25 protein-coding genes are annotated in these 24,470 nt (G+C 34.3%); 13 read left to right on the forward strand and 12 right to left on the reverse strand.

Translation table 11 applies throughout. The features are described from left to right. Position 1 precedes the first annotated feature (1 nt). On the reverse strand, positions 2-424 hold the full coding sequence (locus FT993_RS11175) for a hotdog fold thioesterase (RefSeq protein ID WP_147862627.1): 423 nt from the start codon (positions 422-424) through the stop codon (positions 2-4). A 67-nt stretch (positions 425-491) separates the two neighbouring features. Here FT993_RS11175 and FT993_RS11180 point away from each other — a divergent pair, with 67 nt between their 5' ends. After that, positions 492-1,139 (forward strand): alpha/beta hydrolase, encoded by a 648-nt coding sequence (locus FT993_RS11180; protein ID WP_147862628.1) that lies wholly within the window; start codon positions 492-494, stop codon positions 1,137-1,139. A gap of 5 nt (positions 1,140-1,144) precedes the next feature. On the opposite strand, the gene FT993_RS11185 is transcribed toward FT993_RS11180, so the two are convergent. The 5 genes from FT993_RS11185 to FT993_RS11205 form a co-directional block, all read right to left on the reverse strand. Then, a complete protein-coding gene (locus tag FT993_RS11185; RefSeq protein WP_147862629.1) occupies positions 1,145-3,067 on the reverse strand; it encodes a M1 family aminopeptidase in 1,923 nt (640 codons plus the stop codon). A gap of 72 nt (positions 3,068-3,139) precedes the next feature. Continuing rightward, positions 3,140-3,919: a nucleoside triphosphate pyrophosphohydrolase gene (mazG, locus tag FT993_RS11190; protein WP_147862630.1), complete on the reverse strand. Its 780-nt coding sequence runs from the start codon at positions 3,917-3,919 to the stop codon at positions 3,140-3,142. A gap of 10 nt (positions 3,920-3,929) precedes the next feature. Beyond that, the gene (locus FT993_RS11195) at positions 3,930-4,538 is read right to left on the reverse strand and encodes a TIGR00730 family Rossman fold protein (RefSeq protein WP_147862631.1); all 609 of its coding nucleotides are present in this window, start codon (positions 4,536-4,538) and stop codon (positions 3,930-3,932) included. Beyond that, a complete protein-coding gene (prmC, locus tag FT993_RS11200) occupies positions 4,535-5,374 on the reverse strand; it encodes a peptide chain release factor N(5)-glutamine methyltransferase (protein WP_147862632.1) in 840 nt (279 codons plus the stop codon). Before prmC ends, FT993_RS11195 begins: the two co-directional genes overlap by 4 nt. Positions 5,375-5,377: 3 nt before the next feature. Then, positions 5,378-5,860, reverse strand: coding sequence for a GNAT family N-acetyltransferase (locus tag FT993_RS11205; RefSeq protein WP_147862633.1), 483 nt, complete (start codon positions 5,858-5,860; stop codon positions 5,378-5,380). A gap of 27 nt (positions 5,861-5,887) precedes the next feature. Between FT993_RS11205 and ribD the strand changes: the two genes are divergently transcribed. Genes ribD through FT993_RS11225 form a run of 4 tightly spaced genes read left to right on the forward strand, consistent with a single transcriptional unit; the run spans position 5,888 to position 9,012 of the window. Then, positions 5,888-6,931, forward strand: a complete 1,044-nt coding sequence (gene ribD / locus FT993_RS11210) for a bifunctional diaminohydroxyphosphoribosylaminopyrimidine deaminase/5-amino-6-(5-phosphoribosylamino)uracil reductase RibD (protein ID WP_147862634.1) — start codon at positions 5,888-5,890, stop codon at positions 6,929-6,931. Then, complete coding sequence (locus tag FT993_RS11215) at positions 6,924-7,532, forward strand: HAD-IA family hydrolase (RefSeq protein ID WP_147862635.1); 609 nt, start codon at positions 6,924-6,926, stop codon at positions 7,530-7,532. The genes ribD and FT993_RS11215 overlap by 8 nt, the downstream gene beginning before the upstream one ends. Next, positions 7,529-8,398: an EamA family transporter gene (locus FT993_RS11220; protein WP_147862636.1), complete on the forward strand. Its 870-nt coding sequence runs from the start codon at positions 7,529-7,531 to the stop codon at positions 8,396-8,398. Before FT993_RS11215 ends, FT993_RS11220 begins: the two co-directional genes overlap by 4 nt. A gap of 2 nt (positions 8,399-8,400) precedes the next feature. Beyond that, on the forward strand, positions 8,401-9,012 hold the full coding sequence (locus FT993_RS11225; protein WP_255504485.1) for a YigZ family protein: 612 nt from the start codon (positions 8,401-8,403) through the stop codon (positions 9,010-9,012). 3 nt (positions 9,013-9,015) lie between these two features. On the opposite strand, the gene FT993_RS11230 is transcribed toward FT993_RS11225, so the two are convergent. Continuing rightward, the gene (locus FT993_RS11230; RefSeq protein WP_147862638.1) at positions 9,016-9,414 is read right to left on the reverse strand and encodes a thioesterase family protein; all 399 of its coding nucleotides are present in this window, start codon (positions 9,412-9,414) and stop codon (positions 9,016-9,018) included. 199 nt (positions 9,415-9,613) lie between these two features. On the opposite strand from FT993_RS11230, the gene dnaA reads away from it, so the two are divergent. The 3 genes from dnaA to FT993_RS11245 are packed head-to-tail and all read left to right on the forward strand — an operon-like array spanning position 9,614 to position 12,229. After that, on the forward strand, positions 9,614-11,041 hold the full coding sequence (gene dnaA / locus FT993_RS11235; protein ID WP_147862639.1) for a chromosomal replication initiator protein DnaA: 1,428 nt from the start codon (positions 9,614-9,616) through the stop codon (positions 11,039-11,041). Position 11,042: 1 nt separating this feature from the next. After that, on the forward strand, positions 11,043-11,504 hold the full coding sequence (locus FT993_RS11240; protein ID WP_147862640.1) for a low molecular weight protein-tyrosine-phosphatase: 462 nt from the start codon (positions 11,043-11,045) through the stop codon (positions 11,502-11,504). Further along, positions 11,504-12,229: an SAM-dependent methyltransferase gene (locus FT993_RS11245; protein ID WP_147862733.1), complete on the forward strand. Its 726-nt coding sequence runs from the start codon at positions 11,504-11,506 to the stop codon at positions 12,227-12,229. Before FT993_RS11240 ends, FT993_RS11245 begins: the two co-directional genes overlap by 1 nt. Here FT993_RS11245 and FT993_RS11250 read toward each other — a convergent pair. Then, positions 12,222-12,884 carry a transglycosylase family protein gene (locus FT993_RS11250; protein ID WP_255504486.1) on the reverse strand — a complete coding sequence of 221 codons (663 nt, stop codon included), beginning with the start codon at positions 12,882-12,884 and terminating at the stop codon, positions 12,222-12,224. The two genes, FT993_RS11245 and FT993_RS11250, sit on opposite strands and share 8 nt — an antisense overlap. 273 nt (positions 12,885-13,157) lie before the next feature. Between FT993_RS11250 and FT993_RS11255 the strand changes: the two genes are divergently transcribed. From FT993_RS11255 to FT993_RS11270, 4 genes are read left to right on the forward strand one after another with little or no spacing between them, the layout of a single operon-like run. Then, positions 13,158-15,527: a TonB-dependent receptor gene (locus tag FT993_RS11255; protein ID WP_255504487.1), complete on the forward strand. Its 2,370-nt coding sequence runs from the start codon at positions 13,158-13,160 to the stop codon at positions 15,525-15,527. Between the two features lie 26 nt (positions 15,528-15,553). Beyond that, on the forward strand, positions 15,554-16,339 hold the full coding sequence (locus tag FT993_RS11260; RefSeq protein ID WP_187240808.1) for a DUF4249 family protein: 786 nt from the start codon (positions 15,554-15,556) through the stop codon (positions 16,337-16,339). Next, positions 16,332-17,150 carry an N-acetylmuramic acid 6-phosphate etherase gene (gene murQ, locus FT993_RS11265; protein WP_147862644.1) on the forward strand — a complete coding sequence of 273 codons (819 nt, stop codon included), beginning with the start codon at positions 16,332-16,334 and terminating at the stop codon, positions 17,148-17,150. Before FT993_RS11260 ends, murQ begins: the two co-directional genes overlap by 8 nt. A 3-nt stretch (positions 17,151-17,153) precedes the next feature. After that, complete coding sequence (locus FT993_RS11270) at positions 17,154-17,381, forward strand: DUF6095 family protein (protein ID WP_147862645.1); 228 nt, start codon at positions 17,154-17,156, stop codon at positions 17,379-17,381. A 50-nt stretch (positions 17,382-17,431) separates the two neighbouring features. Here the strand turns inward: FT993_RS11270 and FT993_RS11275 are convergent, their stop codons facing one another. The 3 genes from FT993_RS11275 to FT993_RS11285 all read right to left on the reverse strand — a co-directional run bounded on the left by FT993_RS11275 (position 17,432) and on the right by FT993_RS11285 (position 21,183). After that, a complete protein-coding gene (locus FT993_RS11275; RefSeq protein WP_147862646.1) occupies positions 17,432-18,025 on the reverse strand; it encodes a DUF6252 family protein in 594 nt (197 codons plus the stop codon). 52 nt (positions 18,026-18,077) lie between these two features. Beyond that, on the reverse strand, positions 18,078-19,394 hold the full coding sequence (locus FT993_RS11280) for an MFS transporter (protein ID WP_147862647.1): 1,317 nt from the start codon (positions 19,392-19,394) through the stop codon (positions 18,078-18,080). A 169-nt stretch (positions 19,395-19,563) separates the two neighbouring features. Further along, positions 19,564-21,183 carry an ABC-F family ATP-binding cassette domain-containing protein gene (locus FT993_RS11285; RefSeq protein ID WP_147862648.1) on the reverse strand — a complete coding sequence of 540 codons (1,620 nt, stop codon included), beginning with the start codon at positions 21,181-21,183 and terminating at the stop codon, positions 19,564-19,566. A gap of 142 nt (positions 21,184-21,325) precedes the next feature. On the opposite strand from FT993_RS11285, the gene FT993_RS11290 reads away from it, so the two are divergent. Beyond that, on the forward strand, positions 21,326-22,747 hold the full coding sequence (locus FT993_RS11290) for a hypothetical protein (RefSeq protein WP_147862649.1): 1,422 nt from the start codon (positions 21,326-21,328) through the stop codon (positions 22,745-22,747). A gap of 70 nt (positions 22,748-22,817) precedes the next feature. On the opposite strand, the gene FT993_RS11295 is transcribed toward FT993_RS11290, so the two are convergent. Then, complete coding sequence (locus FT993_RS11295) at positions 22,818-24,464, reverse strand: ribonucleoside-diphosphate reductase subunit alpha (protein WP_147862650.1); 1,647 nt, start codon at positions 24,462-24,464, stop codon at positions 22,818-22,820. Positions 24,465-24,470: the final 6 nt, after the last annotated feature.

Below are 24,470 nucleotides of genomic sequence, written 5' to 3' on the forward strand. Positions count from 1 at the left end.
GTTATTTTTTAGGAATAGCTAGAGTTGTCAATTTAACTGCAGAAATTAATTGACCGTGCTCATTGGTTAATTTTATATCCCAAACTTGAGTGGTGCGGCCCTTATGTAAGAACTTAGCTTTAGCTTTGACTAGCCCTTCGCGAATACTTTTAACATGATTGGCCGAGATTTCTATCCCTCTTATATAATAATTTTCCTTATCTAGGAAAATCATACTGGCCGCACTTCCTACACTTTCGGCTAAAGCCACCATTGCCCCACCGTGTAAGACACCGTCAGGTTGATAAACTTTTGAGTTTACCGGCATTTCGGCTTCTAAGAAATCATCCCCAATTGCTGTGTAAACAATACTTAGTGTTTCCATCAAAGTATTTTCGCATCGAGCGTTTAATTCTGCCAATAACTTTGTTGTATCTATTTTCATTTTTTTATGTAATTAAAATACGTTTAATTCGCATTTTGAAAAGGTAAAAATACAAAATGGATAAGATATGAGTAGTCATGAAAAAAAAGTTTCTTACCAACACACCAACACCTATTCTACCCTCAACCTTTTAGGACATCAGACTGAGCAGTTTTGGTATTGCTTCCATGGTATGGGTTACCTCAGCAAATACTTTGCTCGTTACTTTAATTCATTTGATCAGCAAAAGAATTACTTTATTGTTCCGCAAGCCCCTTCAAAATATTATCAAAAATCAGACTTTAAACATGTTGGTGCCAGTTGGCTCACAAAAGAAAATACTTGGCTAGAATTAGAAAACTTATTTCAGTATTTAGATGCCGTTCATAGAGTTGAAAATAAACAAAGTGAGTTGCCTTTAAATATTTTAGGATATTCTCAAGGGGTTTCTATAGCGCTGCGTTGGATAGCTAAACGAAAATTAAATCCGAAGCAAATTTTTATTCATTCAGGGAGCATACCAGCGGAACTTGACGTCAAAGCGTTTTCACACTTGAGTGCAGAAACAAAAGTTTTCTTGATTTATGGCAGACAAGACCAATACCTTACCAAAGAAAAACTTAATTTACAATTACAAAAAGCGAGAGCGCTATTCGGTAAAAAATTAAGTATTCACGCTTTTGATGGTAAACATGTTATGAATCCTGAATTACTGAAGGAACTCCACGGTAAATAACAGCATTATTCTTTACGAATTTGCTCCTGCATAACCTCACCTGTTTTTAAATGAACTTGAAGAATATATACTCCAACTGGTAAATGTTTTACATCTACAGAAGCTGATGAAGTTTTCACCAATACTCTACCCGACAAATCATACAACTTTAATTTTTTAAGCTTTTGCGGATTTGTAACATATAAAATTTCTTTTACCGGATTGGGAAAAACCTTTATTTCTTCTTTCTCTACTTTGCTTACCGATAGATTTGCGGTATTATTTTTTGCAATTAAATCAAACTCTGGATTTATTTCAATTTGAGTAACTGTAAACGGAACATTAAACGTAAACATTTGATTATTTTGTTGATGATCTGCTACCACATCTAGTACCTGATTATTACTACCTTTAAAACGTATAGGAACTTGTGCTTCGAAAAAACTAACACTGCTATGGCTTTGGGACTGACTTAGGCTAAGTTGTACTTGATTAGCATTTTGAGTGGCATTTATGCTAAAGCTAGGATACCCCTCTCCATAAACCCAATCATTAAAAAACTCGGTTAAATTTTGACCCGTGAATTGCTCTACAACTTGTTTAAAATCATCGGTTTTTGCGTAGTTATATTGTAAATTTGGATCATTTAAATAAGCATTTAACGCGCCAAAAAAATCGGTATCACCTAATTTCTTTCTTAGCATATGCAATACCATTGCGCCTTTACCATAACTTAACCTACTGCTAAAAACCCGATTAACACTTAGGGTGTCTTGGGCCGGTATGTAAACACTACCATCGGGGGCACTTGTAATTTGATTGACTTTTGAAGATTTCCAATTATTAAAATCGGCACTTCCATCAAAATCTTCTATAACCATACCCGACAAGTAAGTCGCAAAACCTTCATTTAGCCATATATCTTGCCAACTACCACAGGTTATTTGGTTTCCAAACCATTGGTGAGCTAGTTCGTGGGCTATTAATCTACGGCTAAAATTACCCATAAAAGATATGGTAGTATGTTCCATGCCACCTCCCCACCCAAATTGAGCGTGGCCATAATTTTCGTTTGAAAAAGGATAACTTCCAAACTTATTCGAAAACAAATCCATAATAAGAGGCGTCTGCTGTAACTCTACAGTTGCAGAAGCCAAATTTTCTGGATAAACATAATCTATTAACGGGAAAGTAATCCCGTTATGGCTATAGTTATTTGAAATTGTGCTATAATTGGTTACCGCTACCGCAATTAGATAGGCTGGGATAGGGTATTTATGTTTAAAATGTGTTGTTTTTATACCGTTATTAACTACACTACTTTGCTCCACCCCATTGGTTACAGCTATATTTTCTTCATTAAAGGTATTAAATTTGGGCACATTAAGGTAAACATCTAAACTGTCTATTTTATCGTTTAAATCTTGTTTACAAGGCCACCAAGCTTTAGCACCATATGGCTCTGATAGCGTCCATATTATACCTCGATTATTATGAGTGGTTTGAGCAAAAGAACCAAAACCCGAACTTATTGGATTACCTTCATAATCGACCGTCAAACTTATACTTTGACCCGCCATAAGTAAATTGGGAAGTTGAACAATTAATTCATCTCCCACTCTAGAAAAACTCAACGAAGCTCCATTAGTAAGGTTTACCGCGTTCACTTGCATATTTGCGGCTAAATCAAATATAATTTGCATTGTATTTGAAGTAGCGGTTAGCTGAGTGGTAATTTCTCCCGAGATGTAGGATATATTTGGATCTAGATCTAAATCTAGCATGTGGTAATTAATATCGTAGTTACCCGTATTTCCACTGGCTTTAAAATTTATATGCTTTTTTGCGGCTAACCTTTCTGCCTTGCAAATTTCTAAATCTAGATCGTTTTGCGCTAAAAGATTAAAGCAACTTAAAAATATTATTAATAAAATAAAATTTTCTCTCATTTGTAGTAAAATTATTCTTAAAGACAGATGAAAATAAATAAAATATGGTTTAATTCCTAGTTTGCGGGTCTTTTAGTCATTTTGTTTAGCTTCTTCCCAAAATACATCCATTTCATTTAAGCTCATTTGATGTAGACTTCTTTTATTTTCTTTAGCCTTATTTTCTATATAACCAAAGCGTTTGATAAATTTTTTATTGGTTCTCTCTAGTGCATTTTCTGGATTTACTTTCAAAAAACGAGCATAGTTCACCAAAGAGAAAAAAACATCGCCAAGTTCATTTTCTATCTCCTTCTGCGACTTGTTATTTTTTGCATCCTCTAATTCTTGTAATTCTTCTTTTACTTTTTCAAAAACTTGTTCAGGCGTTTCCCAGTCAAATCCCACTCCAGCTACTTTATCTTGAATACGATTTGCTTTGACCAATGCCGGCAATGTTTTAGGAACCCCAGAAAGTACACCTTTATTCCCCTCTTTTAACTTAAGTTTCTCCCAATTTTGTTTAACCTCTTCTTCGTTTTTAACCTTTACATCTCCATAAATATGAGGATGACGCGCTACTAATTTATCTGAAATGGCATGCGCTACATCGGCAATATCAAAGCTATTTTTTTCACTTCCTATTTTAGCATAAAAAACAATGTGTAGTAAAACATCTCCCAATTCTTTTTTTAGCTCGTCTAAATTATTATCTAAAATCGCATCTCCTAGTTCATAAACCTCCTCAATAGTTAAATGTCTTAGACTTTCTAAAGTTTGCTTTTTATCCCAAGGACATTGCTCTCGCAAGTCATCCATAATATCCAATAAGCGGCCAAAGGCCTCTAATTTTTGTTCTTTTGTATTATTCATTTATCTATATTTAGGTTTGGTTTTTAGTGATCCATTTGGGTTTATTGGGTGGTACAAAAAGGTGCATCTTTTCTAATAACGAGGCTTCATTTTTAGCGACAACTATTAAATTTAAATTCTCTTGCTTCAAAAAACCAGATTCAACCATAGCTTTTATCATTTTCAAGAGATCATCAAAATACCCTTCGGTATTCAAGATACCTATTGGCTTTTGATGTAAACCCAATTGTGCCCAAGTTAAAATTTCGAAAAACTCTTCTAAAGTACCAAACCCTCCAGGAAGCATAATAAAGCCATCACTCAATTCTTGCATTTTTAACTTTCTCTCGTGCATATCTTTAGTTGTTATCAGTTTTGTAAGTTGAGTGTGAACTATCTCTTTGCTTTTAAGAAATTGCGGAATTACCCCATACACTAAACCGCCATGCTCTAGCGCTCCATTTGCTACCTGCCCCATTAAACCTAGTTTGCTGCCGCCAAAAACCAACTTAATATCGTTTTGTGCGAGATGAACCCCTAGCGCGTAACTTTTTTTAATTATTTTTTCTACACTTCCTGTATTGCTACCACAAAATACAGCAATACTTTTAAGTTTATTTGGGCTATAATTTTTAATCATAAACTTGCTTTTATCATTCGGTCCTTACCGTAGAGGTCTTTTTTTAATTCAACGTCTTTAAACCCGATTTTATGAAGTAAATCTAGCGTCTCTTTTGCTAAATATTCATTGATCTCAAAATATAAGCTACCGTTTTTCTTAAGATGCCTAAAGGCTAACCGACCTATTTTGTCATAAAATAAAAGCGGAGAATCGTCGGTTACAAATAGGGCTAAATCAGGTTCATAATTCAATACATTTTTCTGCATTTTTGACCGCTCTAATTCGCGCACATAAGGCGGATTGGATACAATGACCTGGTAATTTTGATTTAACGCTTGAGTCGACAATATATCTTGTTTTATAAAATTTACCTTGGCTTGGTTTCTTTTTGCATTTTCTTTAGCAATTTTTAAAGCTTTCTCAGAGACATCTAAAGCTGTTACTCGAGCATTGCCCAAACTAAGCTCTAAGGCAATAGCAATGCAGCCACTACCCGTACCAATGTCTAATATATATCCGTCAACTTCTCTATAATCTTCTATAATCCATCGCACTAGGTCTTCGGTTTCTGGTCGTGGTATGAGCACTTCTTGAGACACAGAAAAAGGATAATCCATAAAATATGTTTCACCAAGAATGTACTGTATAGGTTCTTGATTTTTAAGCCGGTTTAAAGCAGCATCAAAATTTTGTTTCATTTCATCTGTTAGCTGATGCGGATTTAAAGCAAGTTCTATTCTTGTTTTGTTCAAATAGAATTCGGTTAACCAGCTCCAAAAACTCGAAATTTCAGTTTCAGGATAAATAGCGTTTAACTGATTAAAAAAATAATTCTTGTACTTATTTAATTGCATATTTTATAATTCTTTAAGCATATAAACCGTACATGCGTGATGCCCGGTTGCACCCATCGCTTGGTCTATAAAGTCAAAGCCGTATTGTCTGTACAAGTTTTGAGCAGGTAGCATTTGCGGCATGGTTTCTATATAACATTGTTTAAACGGTGCATTTTCGGCAAATGACAAACAAGCCTCAATTAACATTTTTGCAGCACCTTGCCTTCGCATAGTTTTACTAATGTACATTTTTTGAAGTTCACACACATCTACTGCATTGGGTAAAGGGGCGATTCCGACACCTCCAACAACATTTTTACCCTTGGTGGCTACAAAATAGCAAGAATTTGAATCTTGGTAAAAGTCATATAAAGAATCTAGGCTTGAATCCGCGAAAGCAGTACCAGGCAAATCAGCTTTATTTTCTTTTAAACAATTTCGAATAATCTGAGCCACAACCTCATTATCACTTTCCTGTATCCTTCTAATATTTATTGAGCTCATTCCAAAAAAACTTAGTAATTTTAGACCGTGAATGTACACGAAAAATATATAAAACGCTGCATACAACTGGCAAAAAATGGCATAGGTCAAACCTATCCGAACCCAATGGTAGGAAGTGTAGTGGTACACGAAGGAAAAATAATTGGAGAAGGTTGGCATCAAAAAGCTGGTGATGCCCACGCAGAAGTGCGGGCAATACATCAAGTTAAGAATGAAGAGTTACTCTCTAAATCGACAATTTACGTTAGTCTTGAGCCTTGTAGTCACTTTGGTAAGACACCCCCTTGCAGCGATTTAATTATCGCCAAAGGTATTAAAAATGTAGTAATAGGTACTGTTGATCCATTCGCTAAAGTGGCTGGTAATGGTATAAAAAAGCTTATGGAAGCGGGTTGTAATGTTACCGTTGGCGTATTAGAAAAAGAATGTCAAGAGCTTAATAAAAGATTTTTTACCTTTCACCAAAAGCAGCGCCCATACATAATTATAAAATTTGCGCGAACAAAAGATAATTTTATTGCTCCTATAAATCAAAATCAAAAAAAACCTGTATGGATTAGCAATGCGTTTAGCAAACAGTGGGCTCACCGTTTAAGAGCTAGAGAGCAGGCTATCTTGGTGGGAACAAATACTGCCTTAAAAGACAATCCTAGTTTATCTACACGGTTGTGGTCTGGCGAACACCCAATTAAAGTTTTAATTGATGCCAAACTTAAAGTAGATTTGACTTCGGAAATCTTTAAAGACAATCAAAAAGTTATGGTTTTTACCGAAGATCCTAAAAAAGGTAATACCCAGAAGCACATTGAATATTTTAAAATTGATTTTAAAAAAAATGTTCCCGAGCAAATTACTAGCATATTACACGCTAACAATATACAATCTTTAATTGTCGAAGGTGGCACGCAAACAATCAACTCATTTATTTCACATAACCTTTGGGATGAAACTTTTGAAATTATTGGAGCTAAAAACTTTAAATCTGGTATTGCCTCACCTATTGTAAAAGGTAATTTAAAGAAAGAATTTAAATTGGCAGATAATCGTATAAAATTATATACGAATGATTAAGCATATTGTATTTGACTTTGGAGATGTCTTCATTAACCTAAACAAAATGGCTACTCACGATGCTTTAAGCCAATATCCTTGCAAAGCTAGTCTTAGCGAAATAAATCGAATTAATCACTTATACGAAACCGGGCAAATAAGCACCAAAGATTTTACCGCCTTTTATCTGAGTAATTTCAAGGGGCTATCACCATATCAATTTAAAACCGCGTGGAACCAAATTTTACAAGATATACCCAATCATCGTCTTCGATTTATTCAAGCCTTATATAACGATAATCAATTTGAGTTAATCTTGCTAAGTAACACCAATGAACTTCATATCGATTTCATTAAAAATAATGAACCGAATTATACTGACTTTAAAGGCTGTTTTCACGGATTTTATCTTTCCCATCTTATAAATCTGCGTAAACCTAATGAAGATATATTTTTACACATACAACAAAAACATCAGATTAATCCAAAGAAAGCTTTATTTATTGACGATTTACCAGAAAATATCGCCACAGCAGAGCAACTAGGTTACCAAACCTGGTTATTGGATAGAGCAAAAGAAGATGTCACCGAACTATTCAATATAAAAGCCGACTTATTTTGATCTATTTGCTTTTAAGTATTATAAGTTCAAGTTTAATTTATACCGTATTTAAACTTTTTGGTAAATTTAATATCAATACGCTATACGCTATTGTGATTAATTATTACACGGCATTTTTTGCAGGTTATCTTTTATTAGAAAGAGATTTTAAGGTAACAGATTGGCTACAACAATCCTTCTTTTTAAGCGCGCTGTTACTTGGGGTTTTATTCATAAGCGTTTTTAAACTTATGGCAGAAACTACACGTATAAGCGGTTTATCTGCCGTTTCTGTAGCCAGTAAGATGAGTCTAGCCATTCCGGTGGTGTTTGTTATTATTTACTATCAAGAATCTTTAAACTTACTAAAGGTAATAGGGATTATTTCTGCTCTAGTTGCGGTTTATTTTAGTGCTTTAAAATCAAACAAAGTAAAAAATATAAGGTTAAAAACCCTGATATTTCCACTAGGGGTTTTCTTTGGAAGCGGAATAATTGAAACCCTAATAAAATTTGTAGAAGAGCATCAAGTAGCCAATAGTGATGTTGCCCTATTCTCGATGAGTATATTTTTCTTTGCAGCAATAATAGGTAGTATTGCCGGAACAATACAATACAAAAGAAAAGCCATACCTTTTAAAAAGAAAGACTTATTTGGAGGAATTGCACTGGGAATTCCTAATTATTTTTCGGTGTACTTTTTTGTGCTCGCTTTAAGGAGTTTTAAAGACGCTTCAATGGTATTTATTGTAAACAATGTTATCATTGTGCTATTATCAACACTTATTGGCATCATCTTTTTTAAAGAGAAACTCATACGTAAAAACTGGTGGGGAATTCTCTTGGCCATAATTAGTTTAATTTTAATCACCTTTACAAACCAATAGATTTGAAAGAAGACGCTTACCTAACTTTGCTAGAGCCTGGAAAAGAAACCTTATATAAAGAAAAGGGAAGTAAATTTTACGGTTATGCTTTCCCTGTACAAAATGAAGCGCAAATTCAAGAAATCTTAACCGATTTAAAAACTAGACATCATAAGGCTCGTCATTGGTGTTATGCTTGGCAACTTGGTATACGCTACGAAAATTACCGAGCTAACGACGATGGAGAACCAAATAACTCGGCGGGTATGCCCATTTACGGTCAATTACAGGCTTTTAATGTTACCCAAGTATTAGTAGTTGTTGTTCGTTATTTTGGAGGCACCAAATTAGGTGTAGGCGGATTGATTAGTGCGTATAAAACAAGTGCGCAAATGGCTTTAGAAGCTTCAAAAATTATAAAGAAAACCATAAAAACCAGCTTTCAAATTAATTTTGAATATCCCTTAATGAACCAAGTTATGCGCATTTTAAAGGAGGAACAAATTGAACCCCTTACACAAGAGTTTCTTATTGCTTGTAAAATTACTTTTAGTGTAAGAAAAACGGAGAGTGAAAAAGTGTTTGAAAAATTCAACAAGGTTTATGGTGTTAAAATCAAAAAAATAAACGAATAAAATTTAAAACCCCATAGCCTTTAAAATAGCATCTGGACACTTTATGGGGCGTTTGGTTTTAGCATCCATAAAGACCAACGTTATATTTGCTTCGTGAATAATTTCTTTAAGATTATTACATATAGTATAGTCAAAAATAATCTTCACACCTGGCTTCTCACGTAAACGTGTTTCTACCGTGATTTCATCGTCAAAAAAGGCAGATTTTATAAACTTTGAAGACAATTCGTAAACGGGTAAAAATATGCCCTCCTCTTCCATTTTTTTATAAGAAATACCAAATTGATTTAACCAGTCTAATCGCGCTGCCTCCAAGTATAATGCATAATTAGCGTGGTGCACTACCCCCATTTGATCGGTTTCGGCATAGCGTACTTTGAAGCTACTTAATGATTTTTTCATAAAATACAATAGTAATAAATTTGTTTATCATTTCTCTTTTTAAGTATGGCGAAAAAAAACCAAATATTCAATAGCATAATGGTTTTTTTATTAGCTTTTTTGTTCACATATTTGTTTTCCCAAATAAGTAAAAGGGGTTTTCCTGTAATTTACTTATTAGCATTAATTTAAGTACTAACCTAAAATAAAAATAACAAGAATGGGTAAAACTGCGCAATCAGTTTGGAATAATTGCTTGGCTTTTATACAAGACAACATTACACCTCAAGCATACAAAACATGGTTTGAGCCGATAAAAGCGATCAAATTAACAGATAATGCCTTGAGCATACAGGTACCCTCTAAGTTTTTTTACGAATGGTTAGAAGAGCATTATGTAAACATATTAAAAGTTTCTCTCACAAAAGAATTAGGTAAGCAAGCCAAACTGGTCTATGTTATCAAGATGGAGAATACTTACGGCAATAAAAGTCCGTTTACCGAGAAGATTCCTAGTGCTCAGCGTTCAACTGTTTCTCCACAAGAAATAGATCGCCCCACAAAAAGCAAAAAGCCAGAGCTTAAAAACCCTTTTGTCATTCCGGGTATTCGCAACCTTAAAATAGACTCGCAGCTAAATGCTAATTATAGTTTCGAGAATTTTTTAGAAGGAGAATCTAACCGCCTAGCTAGAAATGCTGGAATGGCCGTTTCAAACAAACCTGGAGGAACATCTTTCAACCCTCTTTTAATATTTGGTGGTGTAGGTTTAGGAAAAACGCACTTGGCCCATGCTATAGGGGTAGAGGTAAAAGAAAAGTATCCTGAAAAAACTGTATTATATATTTCTGCCGAAAAATTCACCCAACAACATATAGAATCTGTTCGTAAAAACAACAGAAATGATTTTATCCATTTTTACCAGATTATAGATGTTCTTATTGTAGATGATATTCAATTGTTATCGGGTAAATCGGGGACGCAAGATGTTTTCTTTCACATTTTCAACCACCTGCATCAAAATGGAAAGCAAGTAATTCTAACCAGTGATAAAGCACCGGTTGATATGCAAGATATTGAACAACGTTTATTATCGCGTTTTAAATGGGGCCTTTCGGCGGAATTACAAAATCCAGATTTTAAAACCCGCGTAAAAATAATTGAAAACAAACTGTATCGTGACGGTGTAGAAATGCCTCAGGATATAATTGAATATTTAGCCAACAATATACAAACCAATATTCGTGAATTAGAAGGAGCCATTATTTCTTTAATTGCTCACTCTTCTTTTAACAAAAAAGAAATCACCATAGATTTGGCACGTAAAATTGTTGAAAATTACGTAAAACACACCAAAAAAGAACTCTCTATAGATTACATACAAAAGGTGGTTAGTGATTATTTTCAAATGGATGTAGCTACTTTACAATCAAAAACCAGAAAAAGACATATTGTTCAAGCTAGACAATTGGCCATGTTTTTTGCAAAAAAATTAACCAAAGCTAGTTTAGCTAGTATAGGCTCGCAAATTGGTAGACGCGATCATGCCACCGTACTTCACGCGTGTAAAACGGTAAATAATTTATCGACTACAGATAAGCAATTTAAGAAATTTGTAGAAGAGCTTGATAAACGATTAACTATATAAGATGATGCGTGTTTTAATGGTTTGCTTAGGAAATATATGTAGGTCACCTCTAGCCGAAGGCTTACTTAAAAGCAAAGTAGATTCTAATAAAGTTTTTGTAGACTCTGCTGGTACCTCAAATTACCACGTTAATGATGCGCCAGATAAACGATCTATAGCCATTGCCAGAAAACACAATTTAGATATTAGTCAACAGCGTGGAAGACAATTTAAAGTAAAGGATTTTGACCGCTTTGATCTTATCTATGTTATGGATAACTCTAATTATAAAGATATAGTTAAGCTAGCAAGAACAAATGAAGATCAGGAAAAAGTACACTTAATTTTAAACGAGTTGTTTGTGGGTGAAAATGCTGATGTACCAGATCCTTATTATGGCGGAGATCATGGCTTCCAGCATGTTTACTCTTTATTGGATGAGGCTACAGATGAGATTGTAAAGAAAATAAATAAGGATTTTTGATGACAAAATCAGCGGCAGGTTTATATTTGATTCCTACTGGTTTAGGCAATGACGATTTAATCAATGTACTATCTCCACTAGTAATTGAGCAAGTTAACAGAATTACTCATTTTATTGCCGAAAACGAGAAAACAGCACGAAGATTCATTAAGCAAATTGCTCCTAATAAAACTCAAGCAGAATTAAAATTTAAAGTTTTAAATAAATTTACCGATTCCTTAGATATACCTTATTTTTTAGAGGCTTGCCTTAGCGGCGAACCTATGGGGCTTATGAGTGAAGCAGGATGCCCAGGTGTAGCAGATCCAGGTGCACAAATTGTTAAACTGGCGCACCAGAAAAACATTCAGGTAATTCCGTTAGTTGGTCCGTCTTCCATCCTATTAGCCATGATGGCTAGTGGTTTAAACGGCCAAAATTTCGCTTTCAATGGATATTTACCCATTGATAAAGGTGAAAAAAAAGCGGCCATTAAACGATTAGAAAAACATTCTTTTGAGCATCAGCAGGCTCAAATTTTTATTGAGACTCCCTATAGAAACAACAAATTTTTAGACCAATTATTAAGTAGTTTAAACCCTAACACTCAACTTTGTATCGCTTGCAATATCAGCACCAGCGAAGAGTTTATAAAAACCTTACCCGTAAAAGAATGGTCAAAACAAAAAGTGGACCTTCATAAAAAGCCCACTATTTTTATATTTCAAAAAGAACATTTTAATTAATGTAAGCGGTAAAGTCTACGTCTAATTGTTTTAGATCTACCTTTGCCTTTCTATCGGGTTTCACAAAACTAGTATCATACCCAGCAAACTTTTTCATATAAAAAGAAATACTAGATCCAAAAGCATCTGAGAAACTATTTTTACCTTGAGACCGTAAAAACTTTTTTACATTCCCTGGCCCAGCCAAATGAGCCGCAGCTAAAATACCCGATTCGGTTATATGTACTTGGTTAACCTTTTTTCCTACATAATTTTTTATCTCTCTACGAAGAATCCACTTATTGCGCGAAGCATTAGCATAAAATGCAGCTTCTTGCATAGCTGGAGAATTTAAGAAGCCAACGCTATCATAAACCCCTACCAGTTTTAAAGTACCAGACCCAAATTGATATTTTCCTAAATAACCAAACTGATTAATTACCGAATAGTCGCCCCCAGATTCTTTAAATGCAACTGCTTCTTTAAATCCTAAATAACCCTTTCCTAAAATGGGATAATTTATTTTTCCTTGGGCTAACAATTCTTGAGAAGATTTTACCGTGTAATAATCTGGAAGATTATCGGTTGAAGCCGTTAAACGGATTGCCTCTTTCTTTGTTGAAAAACTTAAAAATAACACAGCACCCAAAATAGCTACCGTGGTTAATTTTATCATCTTTTTCTTCAAATCTTAAAGTTTCAGAAGGACTTTTACTATCTATGAAAACCATAAACCGCCTTCTATTTTTGCCGTGCAAAGATATAACAAAATTACTGATAAGTCACATAGGTTAATTTAATATTTAATACAATTTTAACATATTGATTTTCAGTGTTTTGACTTTTTATGTGATTAAATGCAAGCCTAATTACCACTAAAAATTTTTCATCTATATCTAAATATTAACGCTTGTTTTAGTTTAAAACAAAGTATATTTACGCTAAAAAATTGAAAATCCTCCTATCTCTACTTTTATTCTATTTTCATCTTAATTGTTTTGCCCAGAACAACCAAAAGAGTTATCAAATTTCTGGTAAAGTTATTGCCGCTTCCACACAAGAACCAATTTTGGGCGTAAATATAAGACCTGAAAATACGTCTAAAGGCGATGTAACCGATTTTGAAGGACAGTTTTCCTTTAGCCTTCCTAAAGGAAATTATAAATTAAAAATTTCTTGTTTAGGGTTCGACACAAAATATTTAGACTTAAACTTAAATCAATCGGTCAATCTTAATATAGAATTAACAGAGAACACTCAAGAATTAGGAGAAATTGTTATTACCCAAGATGTTCGACAATCAAAATTAGAACAAGCTCAAATGAGCGTAAACAGTTTACAAGCAGAAGACCTAGAATCTATTCCTGTGGTATTGGGTGAAAAAGATTTCTTAAAGTCCTTAATTTTACTTCCAGGGGTTAGTAATACCGGAGAAGGCGCGGGCGGTTTTAATGTCCGCGGCGGTGCTGCCGATCAGAACTTAGTTCTTCTTGATGGCGCCACACTTTACAATGACTCTCACCTTTTCGGGTTTTTCTCTGTACTACAGCCTGATGCCATCCAAAGCCTTACCTTGTATAAAGGTGGGATTCCTTCAAAATTCGGGAATCGCGTTTCGTCTATTTTAAACATTACACAAAAAGAAGGTAATTTCAAAACATTACAAACCGAGGGTAGTTTAGGATTGGTGAGCAGCAAAATACTTATTAATGGTCCTATAAAAAAAGACAAAACCAGTTTTTTAATTGGAGGTAGAAGTTCTTATGCGCACTTGTTTTTAAAACTTGCCGATAATCCAAATAGTGCTTATTTTTATGATATCAATACGCAATTAACCCATATTTTTAATACTCGACATCAACTTTCAATAAGCTCGTATTTTGGTAGAGATGTATTTAATATAAATAATTCTTTTAAAAATATTTTTGGTAATTCTGTAATTAGCTTCAACCTTTTATCTACGTGGAGCGATACTCTCAAAGGCAATCTAAGAACCTATTTCTCTGATTATGTATACGATTTAAATTTAGATGTGATTGGCTTTAATTATAAAAACGGTATTACAGAATTTGGCTTGGGTTACGATCTAAGCCATCGACTTAATGAAAAATTTAGCTTAGAATATGGTTTGCAAAGCAATTATTATCGTTTTAATCCAGGTTTTTTGGAAGCCTCTAGGCCAGATGCTGGCTTTAACACCACAGATTTAGTCAACAAATATGCTTGGCAAAATGCTATTTATCTAGCCAGCAACCAAAAAATCGGTAAAAAACTCACTTTAGAATATGGAGCAAGACTAAATACTTTTCATCGATTGGGTCAAGACCAAGTGGCTTTATACGCTAATAACAATCCGCTTATATTTAATGAAGACTTTGGAATATATGAAGGGGCTCCGATAACAGCTTACCAAAAACAGAAAAAAAACGAAATTGTAAAAAGTTTTTTTCATTTAGAACCTAGATTTTCGGCCAGCTATCGCTTAAGCGAAACAGAATCGATTAAAGTTAGTTACCAGCGCATCAACCAGCATCTTCATCTTATAAGCAATAATGATGCTCCTACTCCACTCGATATTTGGGCACCAAGCGGCAGATATCTTCAACCACAAAAAAGCGATCAATGGGCTGGAGGCTTCATTAAGCTTTGGAATGATTTTAGTTTAGAAACCGAATTGTTTTATAAGCAAGTTAAAAATAGAGTCGATTATATAGACGGCGCAAATTTAATTATCAATGACCAGATTGAGCGTGTAATTTTAACTGGCGAAGCACGCAGCTACGGTTGGGAATTGCTTTTCAAAAAAACTAAAGGTAAATGGCAAGGATGGGTAGCCTACACTTTATCAAAATCTGAGCAGAGAACACCAGGAAGAACACCAACAGAGACCGGGGTAAATAATGGTAAATGGTACAACACAGGTTGGGATAAAACACACGATCTTTCGGTAGTTGCTAATTATAATCTCAATGAACGCTGGAAATTCAATGCAAGCTTTGTATACCAAACTGGCCGGCCTACTACCTACCCAACAGGAAAATATGAATATTTAGGTTTATTGGTACCTAATTACGATACTCGAAATGCCAACCGTTTACCTGACTTTCATCATCTCGATTTTTCGGCTACCTTAACTCCTAAAAAAAACAGAGATAGAGCTTTTAAAAGTTCTTGGGTCTTTAGCATTTATAACATCTACGGAAGAAAAAATGCAGCTAACATTAGCTTCAGAGAAAATGAAGACTCTAGACGTAATGAAGCCGTTCAACTATCTATATTCGGAATAGTTCCGGCTATAGCTTATCAATTTAAATTCTAATTATGAAGCTCAAAAAATTATTCCTAATGGCATTAGCGCTATTACTCCTGTCTTGTGAAGATGTGGTTGATTTAGCACTGCCACAAGCCAAGCAAGAATTAGTGATCGAAGCTAATGCTATACAGTATGCCAACAAAGCAAACGGTACTTTACGCGTTAAATTAAGCTTGACAAATAATTTCTATGATGAGTTAACAATTCCTGTTAATGATGCCGAAATAATATTGCAAGTGAATAATTCTGCTCAAAACGTGCCTTTTAAAAATGACGGCCTTTACTCCCTACCCATTGCCTTTTATGAAAATACAGAGTATGAGCTTATAGTAAACTATCAAGCGCAAACTTATTCGGCTCGTACAAAACTATTCAAAACTGTACCAATTGATTCCATTCAACTTACAGAAAGAAGCTTTACAGATGATAATATTGCTCTCAATGCTTTTTTTACAGATCCTGATACAGCGGGAGATTGCTATTTATTTCTTACTTCGGCTACCAACCAACTCAATGAGGTTAGCGTTACAGATGATGAACTTTTTAATGGCAATACCACTGCCGTATATTATAGCGAAGAATTGAAGGCTACAGACACCGTTACCTTCAAAATTCAAGGAATAAGCCAAGATTATAAACGTTTTTTAAATATTTTATTGCAACAGTCTAATTCAGGAGCAGGCGGTAATCCCTTTTCTTCGCCTCCTTCAAAAATAAATGGTAATTTTGTAAACCAGGATAATCCAGAGAAAAGGGCTTTAGGCTTTTTTTCTATTTCACAAGAATATGAATTAGATTTTATCATCCCTAATGAATGAATTTGAAAAATTAACCGAATCGGCTAGTTTGTACGATAATTTAGAAAAAATGCCGCTAGCAGATATTTTAAAAAATATTAATCGGGAAGATCAAAAAGTAGCTCTAGCGGTTGAACAAGAATTAGAATCTATTGAGCGTCTTGCCCTTCAAATTAATAAACAATTACAAGAGGGTGGCCGATTGTTTTATATAGGTGCTGGCACCAGCGGTAGACTAGGTATTTTAGACGCTAGTGAATGTCCGCCCACATTTGGTGTATCTGCCCAACTAGTTATAGGTATCATTGCTGGTGGTGATGAAGCTATAAGAAATGCTGTAGAGGGAGCCGAAGATGATACGCAACAGGCGGCTAAAGATCTTCAAAAATTTAATATCACCGCAAAAGATATTGTAGTTGGTATTGCGGCTTCAGGGACAACTCCTTATGTAGTTGGCGGACTTGAATTTTGTAATGAAAATAAAATTAAGACGGGAGCTATAAGCTGTAATCCCAACAGCCCGATTAGTAAAATAGTCAATTTTCCTATTACCGTTAAAGTTGGTCCTGAATTTTTAACAGGAAGCTCAAGAATGAAAGCCGGAACCGCCCAAAAAATGGTTTTAAATATGTTAACCACCAGTGTTATGATTCAAATGGGAAGAGTTCAAGGAAATAAGATGGTAGATATGCAATTAAGCAATACCAAGTTAAAAAAGCGTGCTATAAAAATGATTTGTGATGCAACTAATGTTTCTCCAACAAAAGCCGATGAAGTTTTAAAAAAATTCAAAAATGTGCGCCAAGCAATTGAAGCAATCCAAAAAAAATAGTTTATGACAAAAAGAACCAATAAAACCACTTTAATGCGCGGCGTACGCTATTTAGCCTTTGCGTTACCGCTAGCCTTTATAGGACCTTCGGTTATTTACTCTGCCTTTAATAATCAAGAAAACGATTTTTACATACCCGTTCTCCTTTTAGGTATTTTGGCTTGCGCCGGATCTGTATTTTTAATGTTCAGAGGAATTCTTACCATGGTAAAAGCGCTTTTTGATGAATAGCGAGACATCTAAAAAAGCGCTTTTATAATTTTTAAAATAGCTTTAAAAATTTATTGACCCTGTTCATATGGGATATTGAATTTACCTTTGGTAACACTAATTAGTTTTGGGCTATCATCGTCTTCAAATTCTAATTCAGCATTAAATTCAAAAGTTCCTTTAATTATCTCATTGGTTCTATCAATTTCTGTAATGGTCAAAGTACCACCATAAGTTTCATTTGTCGCCCAAGTTACAGGCGTTTCAAAACTCTGCATATCTTCTGTAAAAGTAACTGCTCCTGTTGCCCAAAAATCATTATTACCTAAACCAGTTATACTTAATGGGTAGGAGCTCAACTGAACCATATTTACATCCTCTACCACTATCATAAAAGTCATCGAATTAGAAATGCGTCCATCATTTGCATTTATTTGCACGACTTCACCCGGAGGCGTAGTTAGAGTAGGTATACTCCAAGCTTTAGCAAATGTAGCAGTATAAGGAACCCCATCTATCTCTGCTGAAAAGCTTCCAGAATTAGTGTTGTTTGGTGGGTTTAATTTACCGAATTCTCCCTCTAAAGGTTCAGTTTCACAAGAAGAAAAACCTAAACAAAGTGTTACAATAAATAAAGATTTTAAAAGTAGGTTTATTTTTTTCATTAAGTTGAGTTTTATGGTAAAACAAACATAAATAAAATTTCTTAATATTTTGTTATTTTCTAGGAACTCTTGTTAGCAGTATTATCCCTAAAATAAAGAATAGAATTAAAAATAATATCGCCGAGCGTATGCTACCGGTTACTTGAGCTACAAAACCGTAAGAAAGCATACCAATAACAATTCCTATCTTTTCGGAAACATCATAAAAACTAAAGTAAGACGCAGTATCTTTTGCTTTTTCTGGGATAAATTTAGAATAAGTACTTCTTGAAAGCGATTGAATACCCCCCATAACCAATCCTACACATGCAGCGGCAACGTAAAATTGTTGCGGTGTATTAATAAAATAAGCATAAACGCATATTGCAACCCAAATAAAGTTTATACCCATTAAAACCTGTATATTTCCATATTTACGGGATAGCCTACTGGTTAAGAGCGCTCCTAGAACAGCGACTAATTGAATTAGTAAAATGCTAATAATTAATCCTACGGTAGCATCTTGCCCTCCCCAGTCTAATTCTTCTATTCCAAAATAAGTAGCAATTAACATAATGGTTTGCACCGCCATGCTATAAAGAAAAAACGCATAGAGATAACGGCGCAAGCTAAGGTTTTGTTTAATTTTAACTGCAATTAATTTTAACTCTCTAAATCCGTTTAAAAAAACATCTTTCTTTCGGGTGTATGCTTTTTTATTGCCTTGTGGCAAGTACAAATAGGTATATTGGCTAAAGCCGATCCACCAAACACCGGTTAAAATAAACGACAGGCGTGTAGGAAAATCCTTGCTTTCAAAACCCCATAATTCGTAAAACATTATGAGTACTAAACAAATGATTAAGAGAATAACACTACCAATATATCCCATGGCATATCCTTTAGCACTTACTTGATCTTGTTGTTTAGGAAAAGCAATATCTGGAAGGTAAGAATTGTAAAAAACTATACTACCCCAAAACCCGATTAAGGCCAAATAATAGCAAAATAAACCAAACCAAAGTATTTCTAGATTAAACCAAAATAAGCCAATACACGAGAAGGCGCCTAGATAATTAAAAAAACGCATAAAACGTTTTTTATTGCCGAGATAATCGGCTATACCGCTAAGCAACGGACTTAAAATGGATATGGTTAAAAAAGCTAATGCAGTAACATAGCTTATAAGGGTATCATTATTCCAAGTAAAACCAAGAAAATCAATTTGATCATTTAAAATGTTTCCTTGTTCGTCTTTTACTAAAGTAAGGGCTCCATAAAATATGGGAAAAATGGCCGATGAGATTACCAAGCTGTAAACAGAATTAGCCCAATCATAAAATGCCCAAGCCCGCAATAATTTTTTATGTCCTTTAGGGAAGTGTTTCATAGCGCTATTTTGATTTGCCTAAAATAAAAAAATCCTTTCTTTATTTAACAAGAAAGGATTTTTATTGTGCAAGGGGTAGCAGCGGCATCCTTTTTGGCTTTTCTTGCCAAAAAGATATAGCGGATGACCCGACCCGCTGGTAACTAATTACCAGCGGGTTGCACCCCAATTATTTTTGATAAAGTTTATTGCGTTGCTCTTTAATTTTTGCATCACTCATATATTCATCAAATGTTAAGTAACGATCTATTACCCCATTTGGTGTTAACTCTACTACCCTATTGGCAACTGTTTGAGCAAATTCGTGATCATGAGTCGTGAATAAAACCGTGCCTTTAAAGTTCTTTAATGAATTATTAAAAGCGGTAATCGATTCTAGATCTAAGTGGTTGGTTGGCTCATCTAGCATCAAGACATTGGCTCTCATCATCATCATTCGGCTTAACATACAGCGCACTTTTTCTCCTCCAGACAAAACATTTGAAGTTTTTAATGCCTCTTCGCCACTAAATAACATTTTACCTAAAAATCCGCGAATAAAAACTTCTTCTCGCTCCTCCTCTGTCTTAGCATACTGTCTTAACCAATCTACTAAAGACAATTCATTTTCGAAAAACGAAGCATTGTCTAAAGGCAAATAAGATTGTAAGGTGGTAATTCCCCATTCATATTTCCCGTTAACGGCTTCGCGATTACCATTAATAATTTCATAAAATGCCGTAGTTGCTCTAGAGTCTCTTGAAAAAACAACAACCTTGTCTCCTTTACTAAGGTTAAGATTAATATTTTTAAACAGCGTTTCTCCATCTATAGAAGCCTCTAGATTCTCAATGTTTAAAATTTGATCTCCTGCTTCGCGTTCACGCTCAAATATAATAGCAGGATAGCGACGACTTGAAGGTTTAATTTCTTCTATGTTTAATTTTTCAATCATCTTTTTACGCGAAGTAGCTTGTTTTGATTTGGCTACATTGGCGCTAAAACGTTGAATGAATTCTTGTAATTCCTTTTTCTTTTCTTCGGCTTTTTTATTTTGCTGGGCGCGTTGTCTAGCTGCCAGTTGTGAAGATTCATACCAGAAAGAATAGTTACCGCTATAGTGGTTAATCTTTCCGAAATCAATATCAGAAATATGCGTACAAACCGCATCTAAAAAGTGCCTATCGTGAGATACTACTATAACTGTATTATCATAATTGGCTAGGAAATGCTCTAACCAGGAAATGGTTTCATAATCTAAATCATTGGTAGGCTCATCCATAATTAATACATCTGGGTTCCCAAATAGAGCCTGCGCCAAAAGTACACGTACTTTTTGTTTACCATCTAGATCTTTCATTAAGGTGTAGTGCAAATCGGCTGGTATACCTAAATTTGAAAGTAGCGCGGCCGCATTGCTTTCTGCATTCCAGCCATCCATCTCTTCAAATGCCACTTGAAGTTCACCTATTCGTTCTGCATTCTCATCGGTATAGTCTGCGTAAAGCGCATCTATCTCAGATTTAATATCAAACAAAGGTTTGTTTCCTCGCAAAACTGTTTCTAAAACCGAGTATTCATCAAACAAATTATGATTTTGTTCTAAAACAGACATTCTCTTACCTGGTTCTAAGTGTACATGGCCCGAAGTAGGTTCTGTTTTTCCAGAAAGTATTTTTAAAAAAGTAGATTTTCCCGCTCCGTTTGCGCCAATGATTCCGTAACAGTTTCCTTGGGTAAAAGCGGTATTCACTTCATCGAATAATACACGCTTACCAAACTGAACCGATAGATTAGATACTGATAACATAATGATTGTAAAATTTTTGCAAAAGTAGGTAAATAAAGCTAGGAAAAGAAAAATTAACTTTTAAGTTTTGTATTTAACGTCAGCTTAACAAAGCACTTTTAACGAAGACATTATATTTGAAGGCTTAGTTAGTATGTAAATTATGTGGCATTATTTTTATCGCGTTTTGTTAGTAGCTATATTAGTTGCTAGTTGTCAAGACAATACAAAAACAAGTGAGATTACGGGTAGCTATTTGGGTGGTGAAATTGTAAACCCAAATCAAGATTTTTTGACCCTTGAGCGCAAAGGAGAGCTTATTGATACTATCTTTCTAGATAAGAGAAATCGGTTTAAGTACGTTTTTAAAAATAATGATTTAGGCCTGCTTACCATTAGGCATCAGCCTGAAAGTCAAATTTTATTTGTTGAAGAAAATGACAGCATCTTACTTAGATTAAATACGCTTGAGTTTGATGAGTCTTTAATGTACTCTGGCAAAGGAGCTGAAAAGAATAATTTATTGATGGAAATGTTCTTGCAAAATGAACAAAATAATGATCTTATTTTATCTTACTATAAAATTAGTCCGCAAGAATTTTTAAAAAAAACAGATTCTATACATCAAGAACGCTTGGCTAAATTGAATGCGCTAAATGAGGTTCATGAGTTCTCTGATGCTTTTCTCAATGTTGCAAAAAAAGGAATTGATTATGAATATTATGACTTGCGGGAACGCTACGCTTTTTTAATAAATAAATACTTCACAGAATTTAGAAAAAAAATACCTCAAGACTTCTTTGATTACAGAAAACAGGTGAATTTTAATGATGAAGATTTAACGAGTCATTACATTTACCAGCGATTTCTTGATAATTATTTAAAAAATAGATCTTTAGAATATTGTATTAAGCACAATTTAGGTAAACCTTGTTTTAGTTTAAGCAATGTAGAAAATTTAGAGAGAAGACTTAAGCTTGCCGATTCGCTTTTTAAGAATGAAAATTTAAGGAAACACTTTATTAAAAAATTTGCAAAAAACCAGATTATATTTTCTGAAAATGACACGCAAATAAGTGGCACGCTTAGTCTGGTTGAAACCTTAGGCTTCTCTAATGATTTAATCAATCAGCTCAAGGCACTGGGTAAGGTTCATCGCTCTTTTTTCATCGGTGAAAACATAAAAGACAAAGAACTTATTACCCCTAAAAATCAAAACAAAAGTTACCAGGAAATTGTAAAAAGAAATAGTATCATATTTTACTGGTCGGTTTATTCATCCAACCATCATAAAGAACTACATCATACAATTAATGAGTTAAGAAATAAGTACCCCGAAATTGATTTTATAGGAGTAAATATAGACGCAACAGAACCTACTATTTGGAAAAAGACAATTAAAAACTTTGATTACAATCAAGATTTTGAATACCAAATCAAAGAATTAAAGTGCGATAAAAGCTTATACAATAACTATCTTAATAAATTACTTTTTGTGAATAAAAAGGGGGAAATTGTAAGGGGTGACATTCAAATAAATGATCCAGATTTTGAAAATTATGTTTTAGAATTTTTAAATTTATAGCTCAATTAAAAAATGTAATGCATTTTAAACGAGAAGTTTAGTAACTTCTCGTTTAAAATTCTTTCACTCTTTAACCTTCACAACTAGCACAATTCACTAGGTTACCTACAAATTCTTTAGAAACACTTTGGCTTCTTTGGTAATACAAGGTTTTAACACCTAATTTCCAGGCTTCAATTATCAATTTATTTACCTCTTTAATAGGTAAGCTCGCCGGAATGTTAATATTTAAACTTTGGGCTTGATCAATAAATTTTTGCCTAATAGAAGCTTGTTGTATTATTTCTAATTGACTAATTTCTTTAAAAGTTTTAAACACCTCTTTCTCGTGGGCAGTTAATTCGTCTAGATGTTGCACACTGCCGTGATTTAACATTATGCTTCTCCAAATCTCTTCATTATCAATGCCTTTTTTTTCTAGTAATGTCTTTAAATAACGGTTTTTACGCATAAAGTTTCCTTTTGATAAACCAGCTTTATAATAATTACTGCTGTAAGGTTCTATACCCGGAGAAACCTGTCCTAAAATAGCCGATGAGGAGGTAGTTGGGGCAATTGCCATTAAAGTTGTATTGCGCAATCCGTAACCTTTTAGTAGTTCCGGTTCTCCAAAAATAGCAGCCAACTCTTGTGAAGCAGCTTTGGCTTTCTTGCTAATATGCTCAAAAATTTTGTAATTTATTTGCTTAGCCTCTAAGCTTTCAAAAGCAATATTGTTTTTTTGTAAATAAGAATGCCAACCCATTGCTCCTAAGCCTAAAGCACGATGCCTCTTAGCGAAATTGTGAGCAGCCTTTAGGTAATGATTCTCTTTAGTTTTTACTATAAATTCTTCTAAGACAGCATCTAAAAAATATACCGCTAATTCTATGGTATTTGTATTTTTCCACTCCTCATAACGTTCTAAATTTAAAGAGGAAAGGCAACAGATAAAAGATTCTTCAGGCGTACTAGGTAGCATAATTTCAGAGCATAGATTACTAGCATTTATTGAATAGTTTTTATCTTTATATACCTGAGGCTTGCTTCTATTTACGTTATCTGTAAAAAAGAGATAGGGTAAACCTTTTTGCTGTCTAGACGCTAACACCTTAGCCCATATTTCTCTTTTTTGCATATCTCCGTCAATCATTTCTTGCATCCAATAATCGGGAACACAAACGCCATAAAATAAATTTTGCAGTGGATTACCGATATCTTTTATTTGCAAAAATTCGAGAATATCGGGGTGGTCTACGTCAAGATACGCCGCAAAGGCTCCTCTTCTTACCCCACCTTGCGAAATGGTATCCATGGCCGTATCAAAAAGCTTCATAAAAGAAACAGCACCACTACTTCTTCCATTATCAGTTACAGTGCTACCTCTACCTCGTAGTGAACCAAAATAGCCAGAAGTACCACCTCCTATTTTGGTTTGCATAATAACTTCTCCCAATTTATGGGTAATCCCTTCAATGTTATCTGGCATATGTACATTAAAGCAAGAAATAGGCAAGCCACGCTCGGTACCCATATTAGCCCATATTGGTGAGCTTAGGCTCATCCAGCCCTTCTCTATTATATTGATGAATTCTTTTTTTAATTCTGGCTTTTTTAATCGTTTGGCCGCTGCTGAAGCTATACGTTCTAAGGCTCCAGATACCGTTTCTCCTTTTAGCAAATAGCCTCTATTTAATATTTGCTCACTTTCCTCGTTGAGCCACCATATATTTTTCATATCGTT

Origin of the sequence: Mesonia sp. HuA40, assembly GCF_008017835.1 — a bacterium.
In the GTDB taxonomy this organism is placed as follows: domain Bacteria; phylum Bacteroidota; class Bacteroidia; order Flavobacteriales; family Flavobacteriaceae; genus Mesonia.

Coding starts and splice junctions, on each gene's coding strand:
- FT993_RS11175 (WP_147862627.1), bottom strand. CDS start 424: ATGAAAATAGATACAACAAAGTTATTGGCAGAATTAAACGCTCGATGC.
- FT993_RS11180 (WP_147862628.1), top strand. CDS start 492: ATGAGTAGTCATGAAAAAAAAGTTTCTTACCAACACACCAACACCTAT.
- FT993_RS11185 (WP_147862629.1), bottom strand. CDS start 3,067: ATGAGAGAAAATTTTATTTTATTAATAATATTTTTAAGTTGCTTTAAT.
- mazG (WP_147862630.1), bottom strand. CDS start 3,919: ATGAATAATACAAAAGAACAAAAATTAGAGGCCTTTGGCCGCTTATTG.
- FT993_RS11195 (WP_147862631.1), bottom strand. CDS start 4,538: ATGATTAAAAATTATAGCCCAAATAAACTTAAAAGTATTGCTGTATTT.
- prmC (WP_147862632.1), bottom strand. CDS start 5,374: ATGCAATTAAATAAGTACAAGAATTATTTTTTTAATCAGTTAAACGCT.
- FT993_RS11205 (WP_147862633.1), bottom strand. CDS start 5,860: ATGAGCTCAATAAATATTAGAAGGATACAGGAAAGTGATAATGAGGTT.
- FT993_RS11215 (WP_147862635.1), top strand. CDS start 6,924: ATGATTAAGCATATTGTATTTGACTTTGGAGATGTCTTCATTAACCTA.
- FT993_RS11230 (WP_147862638.1), bottom strand. CDS start 9,414: ATGAAAAAATCATTAAGTAGCTTCAAAGTACGCTATGCCGAAACCGAT.
- dnaA (WP_147862639.1), top strand. CDS start 9,614: ATGGGTAAAACTGCGCAATCAGTTTGGAATAATTGCTTGGCTTTTATA.
- FT993_RS11240 (WP_147862640.1), top strand. CDS start 11,043: ATGATGCGTGTTTTAATGGTTTGCTTAGGAAATATATGTAGGTCACCT.
- FT993_RS11245 (WP_147862733.1), top strand. CDS start 11,504: ATGACAAAATCAGCGGCAGGTTTATATTTGATTCCTACTGGTTTAGGC.
- FT993_RS11250 (WP_255504486.1), bottom strand. CDS start 12,884: ATGATAAAATTAACCACGGTAGCTATTTTGGGTGCTGTGTTATTTTTA.
- FT993_RS11260 (WP_187240808.1), top strand. CDS start 15,554: ATGGCATTAGCGCTATTACTCCTGTCTTGTGAAGATGTGGTTGATTTA.
- murQ (WP_147862644.1), top strand. CDS start 16,332: ATGAATGAATTTGAAAAATTAACCGAATCGGCTAGTTTGTACGATAAT.
- FT993_RS11270 (WP_147862645.1), top strand. CDS start 17,154: ATGACAAAAAGAACCAATAAAACCACTTTAATGCGCGGCGTACGCTAT.
- FT993_RS11275 (WP_147862646.1), bottom strand. CDS start 18,025: ATGAAAAAAATAAACCTACTTTTAAAATCTTTATTTATTGTAACACTT.
- FT993_RS11280 (WP_147862647.1), bottom strand. CDS start 19,394: ATGAAACACTTCCCTAAAGGACATAAAAAATTATTGCGGGCTTGGGCA.
- FT993_RS11285 (WP_147862648.1), bottom strand. CDS start 21,183: ATGTTATCAGTATCTAATCTATCGGTTCAGTTTGGTAAGCGTGTATTA.
- FT993_RS11290 (WP_147862649.1), top strand. CDS start 21,326: ATGTGGCATTATTTTTATCGCGTTTTGTTAGTAGCTATATTAGTTGCT.
- FT993_RS11295 (WP_147862650.1), bottom strand. CDS start 24,464: ATGAAAAATATATGGTGGCTCAACGAGGAAAGTGAGCAAATATTAAAT.